This is a genomic window from Fictibacillus iocasae, assembly GCF_042665465.1.
GTDB lineage: Bacteria > Bacillota > Bacilli > Bacillales > Fictibacillaceae > Fictibacillus > Fictibacillus iocasae.
On the sequence record NZ_JBHTCP010000050.1, the window covers coordinates 39,762 to 55,967 of the forward strand.

Below are 16,206 nucleotides of genomic sequence, written 5' to 3' on the forward strand. Positions count from 1 at the left end.
TTACACTCCTTCTTTTTGAAGCAGCTTCACACTTGTTCCCTTTTCGCTGCTTTCATAAATGGCTTCAATTACCTTAGAGACTTCGAGTGCCTGATCCGCTGTTACGAGCGGTTCTGCGGTTCCTAAACAGCTGTCCACAAAGTTCTCCGCCTGCGGTATGCCAGGTTCATCATCTCCTGGTATCCAGTCCGCTTTCGTTGAACTTAAGATGCCGTATTTCGTTTCGTACACTTCAAAAGGAAAGACATTGATACCGCCTTTATCGCCAGAGATGCTCACCATCTCGGCATCTTCTTTAATGTTGGCCGCCCAAGATGTTTCAAACAGCATTGTCGCGCCATTCTCCAGGCGAAGATAGGCGGTTACATGATCATCCACCTCAAATGTCTTAGGATCGAATGCACCCCATTGGTTCACCGGGCTAGGCTGTTTGCTTAATACGTTATACGCTTTCCCAGTCACTTCTGCCACCTTTGGGCTCCCCATCAGCCAAAGTGACAAATCAAGGAGGTGGCAGCCATAGTCGATCAAACTACCGCCGCCTTGCAGCTCTTTGTTCGTGAACACACCCCATCCCGGAACCTTCCGGCGGCGAAGTCCCTGAACCCGCACAACGAGCGGATTGCCGACATCTCCTGAATCCATCACTCTTTTTGCCGCTGAAGCTTCTTTCATGTAGCGATAATGGTAGGCGATAGAAAGAATCTTTCCAGACCGCTTTTGTGCAGCGATCATGTCTTCACACTCCGCAACCGTCATCGCCATCGGCTTCTCACACAACACATGCTTGCCGGCGTCCAGTGCTGCTACCGTTATGTCTCTATGAAATTTGTTCGGTGTTGCAATCATAACCGCATCGACGTGTTCCCACATGTCTTGATACTTTGTAAAATAGTACGGTATGTGAAATTTTGTAGCAGCCTCTTTGGCCGTTGTTTCGTTGACGTCACTGACAGCGGTGATGACCGCTTTTTCTCCAAAAGATTGAAAAGCAGGGATGTGGCGGCCCTGTGCGATGCCGCCGCTCCCTATGATGCCGATTCTCACTTGTTTCATTATGCCAAAACTCCTGCTTTCACTTTTGCGATGATTTTCTTTTCGTTTGACTCGAGTGCCGCGAGGACGACCGCAAGTGAACGCTTTCCTTCCTCACCTGAAATGAGCGGCTCGGTATCGTTCTCTACGGCTTCAACAAACTTCTCGATCACATGCGAGTTGTTCTGTCCGCCGCTGTCGTTCGTTTGAATCTGGCCAAGCTCATAGCGCACGACTGAACCATCTGTATATTGAGCGATTAACGAATACTGTGGATCATCTTCCAAGCGAAGGATTCCCTTTTCGCCATAAATGACAGTAGAGTTATCTTCTTTCGCTGTGTACGACCAGCTTGCCGCCAGTGTGCCGATAATCCCGCTCTCTGTTTTCAGCGACAGCACCGCCGTATCGTCAACCGTTGAAAATTCTTTAGCGCTCGTTTCAACAAATGCAGCAACCTCTGTAACTTCTTCGCCTAAAATGTAGCGAATCAGGTCTGTCTTATGGACGCCAAGGTCCCCCATCGCTCCGATAAACGCTTCGTCTTTGCGGAAAAACCACGAATCCGCACCGTCTACACTCCACGCCTCAGGTCCCGGATGGCCGAACGCTGTACGGAAGCTGTATACTTTGCCAAGCCCTCCGCCCGCAATGATTTCACGAGCCTTTTCGTGTGATGGAACAAACCTCTGGTTGTGCCCGATCATCAGCTTCTTCCCATTCTTCTGAGCAGCCGCGATCATCTGCTCCGCTTCCTCAAGCGATGTTGCCATCGGCTTTTCGCAAAGCACATGCTTGCCTGCGTTCAATGCGTCAACCGTTACAGGCGCATGCAGATAGTTTGGCGTACAGACACTTACCGCTTCTATCGTTTCATCTGCAAGCAATTCTTTGTAATCGCTGTACACTTTTCCGCCATATTCAGCCGCCGCTTTAATGGCGCGCTCTTCTACCTTGTCACACACGGCCACGATCTCAACGCCTTGATGTGCCGCGTACTCCGGCAAATGGCGGTGGTTCGCTATACTGCCGCATCCAATAATTCCAACTTTTAATGTCATTTGTTATTCCTCCTTTTATTTCGCCGCAATGGCTTCCAATGGTTTGGCGTTTCCATAAACAGGCTTCACACTGCCTGTCGGCGCTGCCCAGGCAACACCGTTCGTAATGACTTTTTGAATGTCACGGTTGTGATACGTTGGGTACGTTTCATGTCCCGGACGGAAGTAAAAGATTTTTCCTTTGCCGCGTGTGTATGTACAGCCTGAACGGAACACTTCGCCGCCCTCAAACCAGGAGACAAACACAAGTTCTTCGGGTGATGGAATATCAAAATGCTCGCCGTACATTTCTTCTTTTTCGAGCTCGATATATTCCCCGATTCCGTTTGCGATCGGATGAGCCGGATTGATGACCCACAACCTCTCCTTCTCGTCAGCCTCGCGCCATTTTAAATCACACGTTGTGCCCATCAACACTTTAAAGATTTTGGAAAAGTGTCCAGAATGAAGGACAACAAGACCCATGCCGTCAAGCACGCGCTGCTTCACTTTTTCCACGATTTCGTCCTGTACTTCATCATGCGCGATATGGCCCCACCAGACAAGGACATCTGTGCTGTTGAGAACTTCGTCCGTCAATCCATGCTCCGGCTCATCCAGCGTAGCGGTATGCGCATCGTATCCAGCTTCTAAAAGAAACGCAGCGATAGCTGAATGGATGCCTTGTGGATATACGGCTCTTACCTCCGGGTTCTTCTGTTCGTGTCTGTTTTCGTTCCATACGGTTACTTTCATCAACCATGTCTCCTCTCAAGTTTACGTAAACGTTTACTGTGCTGCTAAATAAAAAAATCACTTCATCCTTTTGACTGTCTGTCTTTCAACAATCGTGAATGGCAGATACATGCTTTTTGCTTCTAGCTCTTTTTCCTTAATTAGTGCTGTGAGCATCTCACCGGCTTTTTCACCCATTTTAACAAGCGGCTGTGAAACAGTAGTGAGCGGCGGATAACACATTTCTGAAATTTTTAAATTGTCATACCCGATTATCGAGAGCTGATCAGGGACGCTGATTCTCAGCTGATGGGCAGCGGACATGGCGCCGATAGCCAGTTCGTCACTGGCTGCGAAAACGGCGGTCATTTCTGGAAACTGATGAAGCAGCTTCGGCAATGACTGCTGTCCGTCGTTAAAACGGTATCCTTCATTGGTGACCAACATTTTATCGATGAATGGCAGGCTGTGCTTTGTGAGCGCCGCTTTGAAACCTTCCATTCGGGGCACACCGGCGATTGGATCATAGTTGCTTCCGCCAATCATGCCGATCTGACGGTGGCCGCGGTGGATCAAATACTCAGTCGCACGATATGCTCCTTCAAAGTCGTTCACTCTGACAAATGGAAGGTTATGCTTCTGGCTCGCCGTTGATACAAGGACAACCGGCACGTTCATTTCTTTAAAGATTTCAGCATATTCGTCCTTAATGTCTTCACTCGCAAAAATGACGCCGTCCACGCGCTTCTCCTGAAGCAGCCTCAAGTATTTGAGCGTCCGGCTTCCGCTCGATGCGGTGTTGCAGACGATCACGCTGAAGCCGGCTTCATGAGCAGCACGTTCGACGCCCTCTAGCACTTCGGAGGAAAGCATGCCAGAAACATTCGGGAACAGAACACCTATAGTCTGGGTTCTTCTGTTGATCAGGCCCCTCGCTACCGCATTCGGCTGATAGCCAAGGTCAGCAATCGCCGCCGTCACCTTTTTCTTAGTGTCTTCTGAATAGCCTGGCAGACCGTTTAAGATGCGGGATACGGTCGCAATGGAAACGTTTGCTTTTTTGGCTACATCTTTAATCGTGGGATTCATCCCTATACCTGCTCTCTATTTACGTAAACGTTTACTTTCATAGCTTCAATTTAGCAGTAAGCCCTTACATTGTCAAATAAAAAAATGATGAAATACGGTTTGCAAGATTAGGATTAAAGAAAGAGGGAAATTATGAATTAGCAAGCATAAATGGAGGGAAAACCATGTCGTTCAAGCATTCTTTTTTCAGATACGCAGCCGCCATTATTATGATCCTTCTTATCCTTTATCTTTTTGGCAAGATCGACTATCTCGTCAACTTTTTCCGGTTGATCATTTCTGCCGTTTTCTTTCCCCTTCTCATTTCTTTTCTGCTGTATTACCTGCTTCGCCCTTTTGTCCGATTGCTTCAACAAAAACAAATTCCAAAGGGGCTCGCCATCTCTTTTGTCTTTGCCCTTTTATTTATTTTATTAAGCACCATTTGGAGTGCTTCTGCTCCTATCGTCGCTAAACAGCTTTCAGGAATCTCTGCTGACTTCCCGAGAAAAATCGGCGAAGCAACGGAACAGACTGGCACGATGATCACAGGAGCGAACTCGTTTATCGACAGCAAGAAGCTTGCCAAAAGCGCGACTGAACGACTGGAGAAATTCACCTCGTCTGTCGGAAAAGATGTGACCGCTCTCATTTCCATGCTGACAGATATTGCTCTCGTCCTTGTGGTCGTGCCATTTATTCTCTTTTATCTATTAAAGGATGATGAAAAGTTTTTCCGCTACTGCCACAACATCGTTCCGAAGCATCTGGAAACAGAGCTGTCATCTATCTTGCGAGATATTGATGCGACGATGGCCTCTTACATCAAAGGCCAAATAATCGTAGCGGTTTTCGTCGGCATTTTCATGTATGCCGGCTACTTGATCATCGGGCTTAAATTCGCCCTTATCCTCGCCCTGTTTGCGGTGCTCACAAACGTCATACCGTTTCTCGGACCGTTTATCGGTGTATTCCCCGCACTGCTAGTAGCCATCATTCAAGATCCATTCATGGCTGTAAAAGTAGCGATTGTTACCTTGATCGTGCAGCAGGTGGAAGGAAATATTCTCTCGCCGAACATTATGGGCAAGCAGCTGAACATTCATCCGCTCACGATCATATTAATCGTCTTGATAGCAGGCGCAGTCGGCGGCTTTATCGGCCTATTGATCGCTGTACCGGCCTACGCTCTAATGAAAACATTAATTAGCAGTCTATATCGCTTATATTTGCTGTACAATCCGCCTGAGGTAAAGAGCGATCTTTTATAAGCATGATGAAAGGAAGAAATTTCATGAGCAAACAGCCATTCGTGAAAAAACGGACACTTCGGCAGAAAATTTCAGGCCATATCACTTCATGCAAGCCTGCTGTATTGAAATTTGCACGGTTTGGCTACACAGCCAAAGGCATCGTATATATGCTGATTGGCATTCTCGCGCTTTTGGCCGCTACTGGTTTAAAAGGCAAACTGACAAGTCAGGAAGGAGCCATGTACACACTGGCTAAGCAGCCGTTCGGCCCTGTTTTGCTCATTATCCTTGCAGCCGGCCTTGCCGGATACACCTTATGGCAGATCATCCGTGCTTTATTTGATCCCGAATGCCCCAATCCTACCTGGAAAAGGTGGTTCAACCGTATCGGCTATCTGTTCATTGCTGGCATCTACACGACCCTTTGCATTAGCGCCCTTCGTATTTTGTTTCGCGCAAGAGTGGATACTTCGGATAAAGGCTATCAGACACTATCTGAAAAAATGCTGTCACAGCCTTTCGGACAGCTCATTATTGGCCTAGCAGGTCTCGTTTTCATCATTATCGGTTCGGTTATGCTCTTTCAAGCGGTATCGGGAAGGTTTAAGAAGAAATTCAAAAAGAACGAAATGAACAAAGAGGAATGGCGCTGGAGCGGTTATGTCGGCACTTTCGGCATGTCCGCTAGAGCTGTCGTTTTTGTGATCATCGGAATATTTCTTATCCGCACCGCCTATACCTCAGACCCAAAAGAGACGAAAGGGCTAGACGGCGCTCTAGCGGAGCTCGCTTCTCAGCCATACGGCCCCCTTCAGCTCGGTATCGTCGCACTTGGCTTCATCTCTTATGGTGTCTATATGTTCGCACATGCCCGGTATAGAAGGCTTCAAAACAACTGACCATTTAAAAAACACGCGGAAGCTCTTTTCTCGAGCTTCCGCGTGTTTTTATGTTTCCGTTCGAAGCGTTCTTTCGTTCGGAAGGAACAGTGTGAACAGGCCAAATAGCGGCAGAAAACTGACAAGCTGCATCATAGCAGAGATGCTGGTGATGTCTGATATTTTGCCAAGCACAACCGAACCTAGCGCCCCCATGCCAAACGCGAGCCCAACGATGAGGCCCGATACCATGCCGATTCTGCCCGGCAGCAGTTCTTGTGCATAAACGACCGTAACGGCAAAGCTTGTGTTAATAATGAATCCGATGAGAAACAGCAGCGGGAAAATGATCCACAGGTTAGCATGCGGCAAAAAAAGCGCGAGCGGTGCTGTGCCGGTTATAGACCAAAAGATAAGATTCTTTCTTCCAATTCTGTCTGCGATCGGTCCCCCCGCAAACGTACCGAGAACACCTGCAGCCATATAGACGAATAAATAGACTTGAGCCTGCGTGATGGAAAGGCCATAACCGTCAATCAAGTAAAACTGATAAAAGTTGCTGATGCCTGAAAAATAAAAAGAACGGGCGAAAACGAGAAAGATGATGATGCCGATCGCAAACGCCACTTTTTTCTTAACAGAGGAAACGGCAGCAGCAGGCTTATTTTGCCCTGCCGGCTTCTGAATACTCAACAGCTGCTGGCTGTACCAGCTTGATACATACATCAGCACAAAGATAGCTATTGCTGCAAGTGAGGTAAACCAGATCGCACCATGCTGACCGAACGGAACAAAAATAAGAGCGGTCATGATCGGGGCGAGCGAGCTGCCCGTGTTGCCGCCCACTTGATAGATCGACTGCGCAAGGCCTCTCCTGCCGCCTGCCGCCATGTAAGCAACTCGCGAACCTTCCGGGTGAAAAACGGCTGATCCAAGTCCGATTCCAATGACCGACAAGATGATCATCTCGAACGACGTAGAATAAGCGATGCCGATCATCCCCAGCAAGCTCGCTCCCATTCCGAGCGGAAGGATATACGAACTTGTAGACTTATCAGTATACCAGCCTACTAGAGGCTGCATCACAGAGGATGTCATATTCAGCGTAAACGCAATCCATCCTAGCTGCGTGAACGAAAGCTTCATAGACTCTTGCAAAATAGGAAAGATCGCAGGAATGACAGCCTGCATCGAATCGTTGAGCAAATGGACGAAGCTGATCGCAAAAAGAATGGGGTAAATCGTTGCAGGTGTGCGGTAATCCTGACTTTTAAAAGAAGCTGTACCCATGTTAATGCCTTCTTTCACTTCTGTAGTGTGTTGACCACAGCATACAACAAAACAGGGGAAAGTTGGAAACATAATGCTTGTGCGGCATAGTGCTGGGGGTACGGTACCATTTTGTTCTATACCAAGTCGTGTCTAATAGGTACATGAGTGGTACCGGACCCCATCATACCACCACAAAAATAGAGGAAATCTCCAAATCACGAGATTTCCTCTTCCTTACATGCTAAATTTCCCTCTATATTTTTTCGATAACTTTATCCACGATGCCATAATCAAGCGCCTGCTGTGCTGACATGAAATAATCACGGTCCACGTCTTTCGCTACTTTATCGAGCGGCTGGCCGGATCGTTCGGAAATAATGCTGTTCAGCAGCTCTCTTGTCTGTAAAATGCGTTTAGCATGTATCGCCATATCAGAAGCCTGCCCTTGTGTACCGCCGAGAGGCTGATGAATCATCACTTCTGCGTTAGGAAGCGCATATCTCTTCCCCTTAGCACCGGCAACTAGAAGCACGGCTCCCATCGATGCCGCCATGCCGATGCAAATGGTGGATACGTCTGGCTTTATATATTGAATGGTGTCATAAATCGCTAGCCCTGCTGTAACAGAACCGCCTGGAGAGTTGATGTAAAGGGAAATATCCTTCTCCGGGTCATCGGCTGCAAGAAATAGAAGCTGTGCCACGATCGAGTTGGCTACATTATCATCGATCGGACTGCCGAGCATAATAATTCTGTCTTTTAAGAGCCTGGAATAAATGTCATACGACCGCTCACCTCGGTTTGTTGATTCTACAACCATTGGTATTAAATTCATGATTCTTTTCCTCCTTCAAATGGATGTTATGCAGCTTTAGCCTGCAGTTTATTTTCCGTAATCTGGCCAAAACCGGATGTAATATAAATAATTTCGGCAGGCTTTACGCCCGGTGATGAAATTTCAATATGTGTACGGAACGCTTCATCCTGACTGCCAGTGCTTTCCCTTGACGGAAAAGCCACCACATTATTGTCTTCCCTTTTCTCGTTATTCTCCCAAACGATCTTCTTTTCCTCTTTTATTGAATGATTCATCATTGCGGCCTCCTTTAGGTCTTGGATAGACGGCTATGGATACTTGATACGGTACAGACTGCTCGTTTTCTCTAGCCTGATAATGCTGAATAAGCTTTTTCAGCAGTTCGCTGTACTCTTTCATAAACTGATTGCGCTGCTGTTTGCTGCTCAGCTGAATGACTGCTTCCATTATCGCTGTTGGCACTTCTTCTTCATCCGCTTGTTCCATAAGAGCAGCTGTATCAGACTTGATTTTTTCTGTAAAGGCCAGCACATGAGCGAGCGCGGACTGGTCTTTCAATTTCTGTATAGTTTCCTGAGGCATGCCAAGGGAGTCGGAGAGAACAAAGGATTTACCGGCAACCTGATACAGGACCTCCACAAGATTTCGGACATTTCTCGTACCCGCTCGATAAACGAGTCCAACTTTCTCAAGCGCCTTCAAATGATAATTCAGCTTCTGCGGTGATTCGTTCATCTCTTTCGCCAGTTCAGTTGCAGACGCGGGTTCTTTCAGCAAGCTGATCAGCGCTGAACGCACAGGATGCAGCATAGCAGCGGCCTGCTCGGGCTCTGTGACAAGAAACGTCTCTTTAATGATTTTCGGCTTCACCTCATCACCTCACATAAAAATTATTCTTTACGTACAAATATATTATTATGATAGGCTCTTCCTTGTCAAAAAATACCCTATTTTTTTTGATTCAGTTCTGCTTGGGGTACGGTACGTTAATGAACGCTGCTGCAGCCGCAATTATTATATGTATTTCTAGAATGATCTCATGTGCTATTGTTCTTCATTCCAAAATAACAGCCATCTAAACAAAAAAGAAACTTCAGCTGAAGTCAGTCATGGTCCTAAGTGCAAAAAAAAACCGGCGACATCAGTCACCGGCTTTCAGCCAAAGATGGCCAGGACGAGGAAAAGAAGGCTCATAAACAGGTTGAACCAGAATTCTGTTTTTTGTTTGAACACGTACCTTTCCAGCGTCCTGAACGAAAACACTCCTACAAAGATGGAAAACAATACAGCAGGGCTTCCCCAATGCTGGCCATTGTAAATCGCAAGCAGCAAACCTGCCATGATAAGCAGCATTTCGAAGTACACCCATGGTTTTGGACGTTTTTTCATAATCATCTCTCCTCTGCCAGGTCTTAGCAGTTTACGGAGAACTTCATGCATTCGTGCTTATCCAGCTTTATTCTTATCTTGATGCATCACTTTTGCATGAGGCAAAAACTTTAGCAGCAAGAGGCCAATCAAGCCTCCGCATAACGAACTGAGAAAAAACGGAAGCACAAAATAAAACGCTCCTGATTTTACTCCTAAAAAGAATTCTGCGACAGGAACTGCTGCCAATGCCCCAATACCACTTGTGCCTATCCATTCCCCAGCCGCCGCTGCAGCTGGCTTCTTCCATCTGCGATATAAAAGGCCTGCCAGCAATGCCCCAAACAGGCTGCCTGGAAAGGCAAGCACTGTTCCTATTCCAAGCAAGTTGCGCAGCACAGACGTGAGCAGTGCCGAGCCAACAGCAGGAAGAGGTCCAAGCCAGACAGCAGCGATTACGTTCACAAGATGCTGGACAGGAAATGCTTTGGCAGGTCCGAACGGTATAAAAAGAACATGTGAGCTTATAACCGCTATGGCACTAAGCATCGCTGCTGCTGTCAGCTTTTGTATGCTGCGCATGCATCGGTCACCTCTTTCCACAAATTGCTCGCTGCCGTATAAGGGCTGCAGGAACCGGAGATCGCTGATATGACGCCCACTCCATCCGCACCCGCAGCGATCACTTTCTTGGCGTTCTCAGCACGAATCCCGCCAACTCCAACAATCGGAACAGAAGTAAACCGTTTTCTGATTTGCTCTACTACACCTGTCCCCAAAACACTTTTGGCATCTCTTTTTGAAGACGTTGGATAGATAGGTCCGATGCCTAAATAATCCGCACCAGCTTTCACGGCGGTGACAGCTTCGTTCAGCGAGTGAACGGATACACCTAGAATTTTTTCATTTCCGATTAAGCTCCTAATTTCCGCTATATCCCCATCGTCTTGTCCGATGTGCAAACCATCTGCTCCGCAAGCTACCATTAGCTCTGCATCATCATTGATGATCAACGGAACAGAATAGGCACGACAAAGCACTTTCAGTCTCATCGCACATTGAAGCTTTTCCTGATCTCCCAGTGCCGTGTCCCCCTTTTCACGGAATTGAAATAATGTTGCGCCCCCTCTTAGAGCGCCGCTGACAACTTGTTCGATGGATTGATTATTATGACAGTTTTCCGCTCCGGCAATGAAATACAGCTGCAGATAGTTTGACAGTTTCATATCACTCTCTCCATGACGCACTCATCATAACGCTTCTCCAGATCGTTTCCGTTTAACAGGCAAAGTTCATCCAGCAATCGGACAGCAAACGTACCGGACCCCTCACTGGTTTGTGCCGCTTTTTCGGCACACATGCCGAGCATCAGCATGGCACGTGCTGCCTTTTGAACAGGACATAGTTTAGCGGTAAGAGAGTTGGCAAGAAAAAGGGCGGTGAGTGAGGAAGCGAAACACCCTGTTCCTGTCATTTTAGCCATCAATTCATGACCTGATTTTATGATGATGGTTTTTTTGCCATTTGAAATGATGTCCTTCACACCAGTCATAACAATCAAGCAGCCCGTTTGCTGAGCGGCCTTTTCCGCAACATTTGTTAAGTGGCGAACATTCATTTCGCCATCCACACCACGGCCCTTCCATTCCTTTTCTGCGAGAAAGTGGATTTCAGCAGCGTTTCCACAAAGAGTCCTCATCGCACCTTCACTTGCGGAGAGAAGATCGTTCAGCGTATTTTGGCGCAGCTTGGTCATTCCAACAGCGACCGGATCAATGACAATTGGCACACCTTTTTGGACAGCGAGCATTAATGCTTCCGTCATTGATCTTGCTGCAGAAGGGGTTAGTGTTCCTATGTTGATGACGAGGGACTGGGCAGCCGCAACCGCTTCAGCGACTTCTTCCTCCGCATGCACCATCATCGGGCTTCCGCCTGCTGCTAGGACACCGTTAGCAAGCAACATCATCGTCACGTTATTTGTTATGTGATGGATAAGCGGCTTCTTCGTCCTAATTTCATCAAGCACGCTATTATCTTGATTCATGAGACAGCCTCCTGTACGCCCAATGATTGGTCGGTCCATGGCCGCTTCCGGCTTCAATTCCGTATTCGATAGCTGCCTGAATAAACTGTTTTGCCGTTAAGAGGGCTTCTTTCGGGGTTTTTCCGATAGCAAGCTCAGCTGTAACACAGGCTGAGAATGTACAGCCTGTCCCGTGCGTGTTTTTCGTTGCCACTCTTCTTCCTTTAAGTTCATAAAACTCACTCCCGTTATAGACAAGGTCATTGGACATATCATCATTCTCATCATGCCCGCCTTTCATCACAACAATTTCAGCACCCATCTCCCAAAGCATCACTGCTGCCTGTCTCCGGTCCTCAGGAGATGTAACAGTGTTCCCTATCAGCACCTCTGCTTCCATCCGGTTCGGTGTCACTATTTTAGCAAGAGGAAGCAGGTGCTCTTTCATCGCTTGAATGGCGTTATTCTCCAATAAAACAGTGCCGTCTTTGGCTACCATGACAGGATCGACCACTACATTGATCCAGCCGAATTCTTGAACAGCTGTTGCTGCAGCTTCAATGATCTCTTTGCTGAACAGCATGCCTGTCTTCACTGCGCCAGGCTGCAAATCATGCCCAATGGCATCTAGCTGTGCCTCTATCCCTTCAAGGGGAACCGGATAAACTCCATGAACACCTAACGTATTTTGAGCCGTAACTGCCGTAATCACACTCATGCCATACACGCTCAGCTCTTGAAATGTTTTTAAATCGCTTTGAATTCCGGCACCACCGCCGCTGTCAGACCCAGCAATCGTTAATGCTTTGTTCACTTTTAACCGCATTTTTCTGCCTCCTTTTTCGTACACTGCCTAAGCCAAAGTAGACCTTGCCTTTGTTCACTAACTTTTTGACTGCGTCAATTTCCTTCACTGTGAAAAAGTTATCCTTCCCTAGAGTACAAAAAAAGCCACCCGCTAAGATTGCAGCGGGTGGCCCAGAAATGCAGAAATAAGCATAAAAATAACGGTCCACACCGCTTCCCTACGCCAGCATGATCTGGATCAGGTTCAAAGGGTCAAGAAATCACATTTCTTTCTCAGCTTTTTACGAAAAGCTCCCCTAGCGGAATTGTATTCTTCTGTCAGTCATATCGTACAATCCATCCATCAGGCTGTCAACAAAAGAAAGGGCTATGATGAATAGCTGCTCATGTGCATCACGGTGTTTAACACGCCCAAAAATGGGGGAAGTATGGAGTAACAACATAAGTCCTTCATTCATAACCATTCACATCGAACAAGCACAAAGCAACCATTAGCTGAATAATAATACAGAAAATAATATCCAAAAGGTGGTGAAAACATCCGCACATTATACCATTTTAGAAAATTTATCTGAATTTTCTAATAAAATGGTTGTCAGGTGCAACTTTGGTCAGTATACTAGTAGAAACCTATTTCACAGACACAAGAGAAGCTGGATAGGAGAAAAATTCAAGGAGGGAAAGAGCATGAAAGACAATACGTCCTTTAACCATCAGAACAAGAATGAACTGGTCAAGTATAAGCTGCAAAAGAAAGCTGATCCATTCGCGTTCAGCCTAATTGCTCAAATGGTCCTTGATGAATCACTTCACGGTTATTACAAATCCTATTACGAGAAACGAATTGACGAAGCTTTAGAGAAACGTGACCGCGATCTGTTCATGAAGCTGACTGCAGAATATAAGAAGTTTCTAGGCTGAATATAGCCGGCACCCCTGATTTTGCCTTCTGGCCAATCATGGGTGTTGTTTTGTGCGCAGAAATCTTTCCCTCCTCTGCCCGCCCATCCCCCCTCAAATAGGTTGAATACTTCATACGAACTTGAAAAAAACCCGAGATATGCTAGTATAGGTGAGAGTTTAGTTAGTTACCTGTTTTACTGGAGGATACAATGCAAAAATTAGGAAGAAACGATGTATGTTTTTGCGGCAGCGGAAAAAAGTTTAAAAAATGCTGTCTGCACGCGGAAGAAATTGTCCTGGAGATGAAAGGTCATCACGAAGGGCTTATTAAATATGCCTTGGACCATTATCAGCCTGTACTCGCTGAAAGGACGACGAAATTTGTAGCGCAATACCCCGTTGAGAAAGAACATGAACAAACCTTTGCCAATATTTCTGTATGCTGGGATGTCTTTTGTACACCTCTTCAGGACGGCAAGACGATTACAGAGCTTTATTTCGAACAAAAGCTGCCATCCATGAGCCCGGAGACGGCTGATATTGCAAAAAGCTGGAGTCATGCTGCACCATCCTTGTATACGATTGAAGGATACGAAACAGATGCCCACCTTCTTGTTAAAGATGCATTTACAGAAAAAGGATTCACCGTACATATCAGTTCACCTCAAAAGCCATCTCAAGGTGCGCTCTTGCTAGGTACACTTGTGAATAACGGATCAACCTTTGAATTTTATATCGGTTATGTAGAGATTCCGGAAAATGAACTGCCGATGCTAAAAGAGAAAATTCTTACTCTTACTGGCCAAGGTGATGTGACAGATACATTCCGCTACAAGTTTCCAGCGGTTCTCCAAATCGCCTTAGGTGATAATGCAGAAAAAAGTGAATCCAACTTGGTTACCGCAGAAGACTCGTTATCTCCTGTTCTCCTGCTTGTTAAACAGTATGCGGAACCGGATGTATACAAGCATGCGGCTCGCCTTTGGACACAATTCATGCATGAAGCTAATCCCATCATCCGAAAGGAAGAAGTCTTTTCAGCAGCGTTAGACTACTACATTACGAAAGACATTCTCGGTATATCAGCCACCCAAGCGGCTGTCGCTAAGAAATACAGTGTATCACCAGGTAGCCTTTCCTCACGCTACCGTGAAATGAAAAGCGTTTTGTCTGCCGTTACGGCATAAAGAAAAGCCAGCTATGAATGAACATTCTATAGCTGGCTTTCTTTCATATTTAAAAGGCATTATTTTTTTTGCAAAGTCCAAGGAGGCTTGGCGCCAGCCAGTTTTCTCTATGCTTTCTTGTTTATATACAGATACAATGGCATGCCGGCTGCCGTAACGAGGATGGCTGTCAGACTATCAAAAGGATTATCAAGAATAGTTGCAGCAACAATATACCCAGAACCGATGATCGCAAAGATAGGAACGATAGGATATAGCGGCACACTGTATGGCCTTTTTGCACCTTTATTGCGTCTGCGCAGCAAGAAAACAGCATAGAACGCAAAAATATAGAAAATATAGACCGCAAATATCGCCATTTCAGATAAATAATCAGGATCTGCTAAAAGCATCATGATGACAGCAAGCACTACTTGCATAACTAATGCAGGTATAGGTGTTCCATACTTTTCACTCACATTTGAAAACGTCTTGGCGAAAGGCAGCTGATTGCGCTCCGCCATCGCGAATGGCACTCTTGGGAATGTCAGGATCTTGCCGTTTAAGCAACCAAATATAGACACGGCGATTCCAACAGCAATCAGCTTCCCGCCAATAGGCCCGAACAGCACGGTTGCAGCCGCTGCTGCAGAGTTTTCTCCAAGTGCCACAATTTCGCCAGCTGGAAGGACGTGAAGCAGAGCGATGTTGACTAGAACATAAGCAGCCGTGACGATGAGTATGCCTCCAATAATCGCTTTAGGCAAAATCTTCGCCGGATTCTTCATTTCTCCGGCAACAAACCCGACCATCAGCCACCCATCATACGCCCAAAGTGTAGCAAGAATGGCAGCACCCATACTGATCTCAACGGCAGCGCCGCTCGATACAGATAAAATCTGCTCGTTGCCTTTCCAAATTCCGAACACGGCAATAAGTGTGATCGGAATCATCTTGCCTACAGTGGCCACATTCTGTACGAACCCTCCATACTTCGTGCCAAGACTATTAATGATGGCAAGAAAGATAACTGTCAGGATGCCAATCATTGGTCCCAGCTTTTTATCCCAAGAAAAAAGGTTGGCCGTTAATGACCCAAAATAAAGGCCGAGAGCTCCTATCACTGCCGGACCGTAAATAACGGTTTGAACCCATCCGCTCAAGAATCCCCAGACTTTTCCGTATACCTCCTCCATGTAGACATACAGTCCTCCTGTTTTAGGGATCTGTGTAGCTACCTCGGCTATCGTCAGGCCGCCGGCAATGGTAATAACGCCCCCCAGCACCCATGCAAGCAGAGCCATAGAAGAATCACCCGCAAACTCGAGCACTCTTCCAGGCTTCATGAAAATACCGGACCCAATAACCGTTCCAATTACGATTGACATGGCAACCGTTAATCCGATCTCTTTTTTTAACTGTTTTTCTCCTTCTGCGTTCACTTGATGTCCACTCCCTGTCATAAGATGTCCTCACGGAAAGGACATTTGTTTCCACAAACTTAACACAGTGCTCGTAGTCTGTCACTAGAATAGGAAATAGACGGAACATTCACTTTTTTAGTGTGTGCGAAATGAAAGAATGAAAACTGTTGACTAAGCTGATACGGACCGCAGATATAACGTTATGCTTTCTTACGTGCTAAGGTAAGCGCAGCTGACGCCATGACTTTACCTCAGCCAAAGTTGACCTTATTCTATTCGCGGCAACTTTTTGCCACGTCAAGTACGCTTCTTGCAAAAGAGATACTTTACCTATATTAAAAAAATAAGAGGACGCATTAGCTGCGTCCTCTTCTTCTCTTGTATAAACGATCATTTTGTCACCTTGACCTTTAC

The 16,206-nt window shown here is 46.4% G+C and carries 18 protein-coding genes and 1 riboswitch; of the genes, 4 read left to right on the forward strand and 14 right to left on the reverse strand.

Annotated elements, in window-relative coordinates; translation table 11 throughout:
• From ACFQPF_RS15890 to ACFQPF_RS15905, 4 genes are read right to left on the reverse strand one after another with little or no spacing between them, the layout of a single operon-like run.
• A complete protein-coding gene (locus ACFQPF_RS15890; protein WP_379750734.1) occupies nt 1-1,056 on the reverse strand; it encodes a Gfo/Idh/MocA family protein in 1,056 nt (351 codons plus the stop codon).
• A complete protein-coding gene (locus tag ACFQPF_RS15895; protein WP_379750736.1) occupies nt 1,056-2,096 on the reverse strand; it encodes a Gfo/Idh/MocA family protein in 1,041 nt (346 codons plus the stop codon). The genes ACFQPF_RS15890 and ACFQPF_RS15895 overlap by 1 nt, the downstream gene beginning before the upstream one ends.
• Before the next feature lie 15 nt (nt 2,097-2,111).
• Nucleotides 2,112-2,834 carry a ThuA domain-containing protein gene (locus tag ACFQPF_RS15900; protein ID WP_379750738.1) on the reverse strand — a complete coding sequence of 241 codons (723 nt, stop codon included), beginning with the start codon at nt 2,832-2,834 and terminating at the stop codon, nt 2,112-2,114.
• Nucleotides 2,835-2,888: 54 nt separating this feature from the next.
• Nucleotides 2,889-3,899, reverse strand: a complete 1,011-nt coding sequence (locus tag ACFQPF_RS15905; RefSeq protein ID WP_379750740.1) for a LacI family DNA-binding transcriptional regulator — start codon at nt 3,897-3,899, stop codon at nt 2,889-2,891.
• Between the two features lie 164 nt (nt 3,900-4,063).
• Here ACFQPF_RS15905 and ACFQPF_RS15910 point away from each other — a divergent pair, with 164 nt between their 5' ends.
• Both ACFQPF_RS15910 and ACFQPF_RS15915 read left to right on the forward strand, forming a co-directional pair.
• Nucleotides 4,064-5,149 (forward strand): AI-2E family transporter, encoded by a 1,086-nt coding sequence (locus ACFQPF_RS15910; RefSeq protein ID WP_379750742.1) that lies wholly within the window; start codon nt 4,064-4,066, stop codon nt 5,147-5,149.
• A 23-nt stretch (nt 5,150-5,172) separates the two neighbouring features.
• The gene (locus tag ACFQPF_RS15915; protein ID WP_379750744.1) at nt 5,173-6,030 is read left to right on the forward strand and encodes a DUF1206 domain-containing protein; all 858 of its coding nucleotides are present in this window, start codon (nt 5,173-5,175) and stop codon (nt 6,028-6,030) included.
• Nucleotides 6,031-6,078: 48 nt separating this feature from the next.
• On the opposite strand, the gene ACFQPF_RS15920 is transcribed toward ACFQPF_RS15915, so the two are convergent.
• The 9 genes from ACFQPF_RS15920 to thiD form a co-directional block, all read right to left on the reverse strand.
• Nucleotides 6,079-7,299, reverse strand: coding sequence for an MFS transporter (locus ACFQPF_RS15920; RefSeq protein ID WP_379750746.1), 1,221 nt, complete (start codon nt 7,297-7,299; stop codon nt 6,079-6,081).
• A 235-nt stretch (nt 7,300-7,534) separates the two neighbouring features.
• Complete coding sequence (clpP, locus tag ACFQPF_RS15925; RefSeq protein WP_379750748.1) at nt 7,535-8,116, reverse strand: ATP-dependent Clp endopeptidase proteolytic subunit ClpP; 582 nt, start codon at nt 8,114-8,116, stop codon at nt 7,535-7,537.
• Between the two features lie 26 nt (nt 8,117-8,142).
• Nucleotides 8,143-8,376, reverse strand: a complete 234-nt coding sequence (locus ACFQPF_RS15930) for a hypothetical protein (protein ID WP_379750750.1) — start codon at nt 8,374-8,376, stop codon at nt 8,143-8,145.
• A complete protein-coding gene (locus tag ACFQPF_RS15935; protein WP_379750752.1) occupies nt 8,327-8,968 on the reverse strand; it encodes a winged helix-turn-helix domain-containing protein in 642 nt (213 codons plus the stop codon). The genes ACFQPF_RS15930 and ACFQPF_RS15935 overlap by 50 nt, the downstream gene beginning before the upstream one ends.
• Before the next feature lie 285 nt (nt 8,969-9,253).
• Complete coding sequence (locus ACFQPF_RS15940) at nt 9,254-9,487, reverse strand: hypothetical protein (protein WP_379750754.1); 234 nt, start codon at nt 9,485-9,487, stop codon at nt 9,254-9,256.
• A gap of 57 nt (nt 9,488-9,544) precedes the next feature.
• Entirely contained in the window at nt 9,545-10,048 is a 504-nt protein-coding gene (gene thiW / locus ACFQPF_RS15945; protein ID WP_379750756.1) for an energy coupling factor transporter S component ThiW, read from the reverse strand.
• A complete protein-coding gene (thiE, locus tag ACFQPF_RS15950; protein WP_379750758.1) occupies nt 10,027-10,692 on the reverse strand; it encodes a thiamine phosphate synthase in 666 nt (221 codons plus the stop codon). The genes thiW and thiE overlap by 22 nt, the downstream gene beginning before the upstream one ends.
• Nucleotides 10,689-11,513, reverse strand: a complete 825-nt coding sequence (gene thiM, locus ACFQPF_RS15955; protein ID WP_379750760.1) for a hydroxyethylthiazole kinase — start codon at nt 11,511-11,513, stop codon at nt 10,689-10,691. The genes thiE and thiM overlap by 4 nt, the downstream gene beginning before the upstream one ends.
• Nucleotides 11,500-12,318 (reverse strand): bifunctional hydroxymethylpyrimidine kinase/phosphomethylpyrimidine kinase, encoded by an 819-nt coding sequence (gene thiD, locus ACFQPF_RS15960; protein ID WP_379750762.1) that lies wholly within the window; start codon nt 12,316-12,318, stop codon nt 11,500-11,502. Before thiD ends, thiM begins: the two co-directional genes overlap by 14 nt.
• Nucleotides 12,319-12,497: 179 nt before the next feature.
• Nucleotides 12,498-12,607: riboswitch (TPP riboswitch) on the reverse strand.
• A gap of 379 nt (nt 12,608-12,986) precedes the next feature.
• Here thiD and ACFQPF_RS15965 point away from each other — a divergent pair.
• A complete protein-coding gene (locus tag ACFQPF_RS15965; protein ID WP_379750764.1) occupies nt 12,987-13,220 on the forward strand; it encodes an IDEAL domain-containing protein in 234 nt (77 codons plus the stop codon).
• 191 nt (nt 13,221-13,411) lie between these two features.
• Nucleotides 13,412-14,389: a YecA family protein gene (locus ACFQPF_RS15970; protein ID WP_379750766.1), complete on the forward strand. Its 978-nt coding sequence runs from the start codon at nt 13,412-13,414 to the stop codon at nt 14,387-14,389.
• Between the two features lie 107 nt (nt 14,390-14,496).
• Here the strand turns inward: ACFQPF_RS15970 and ACFQPF_RS15975 are convergent, their stop codons facing one another.
• Nucleotides 14,497-15,810 carry an APC family permease gene (locus ACFQPF_RS15975; protein ID WP_379750933.1) on the reverse strand — a complete coding sequence of 438 codons (1,314 nt, stop codon included), beginning with the start codon at nt 15,808-15,810 and terminating at the stop codon, nt 14,497-14,499.
• Nucleotides 15,811-16,206 lie beyond the last annotated feature (396 nt).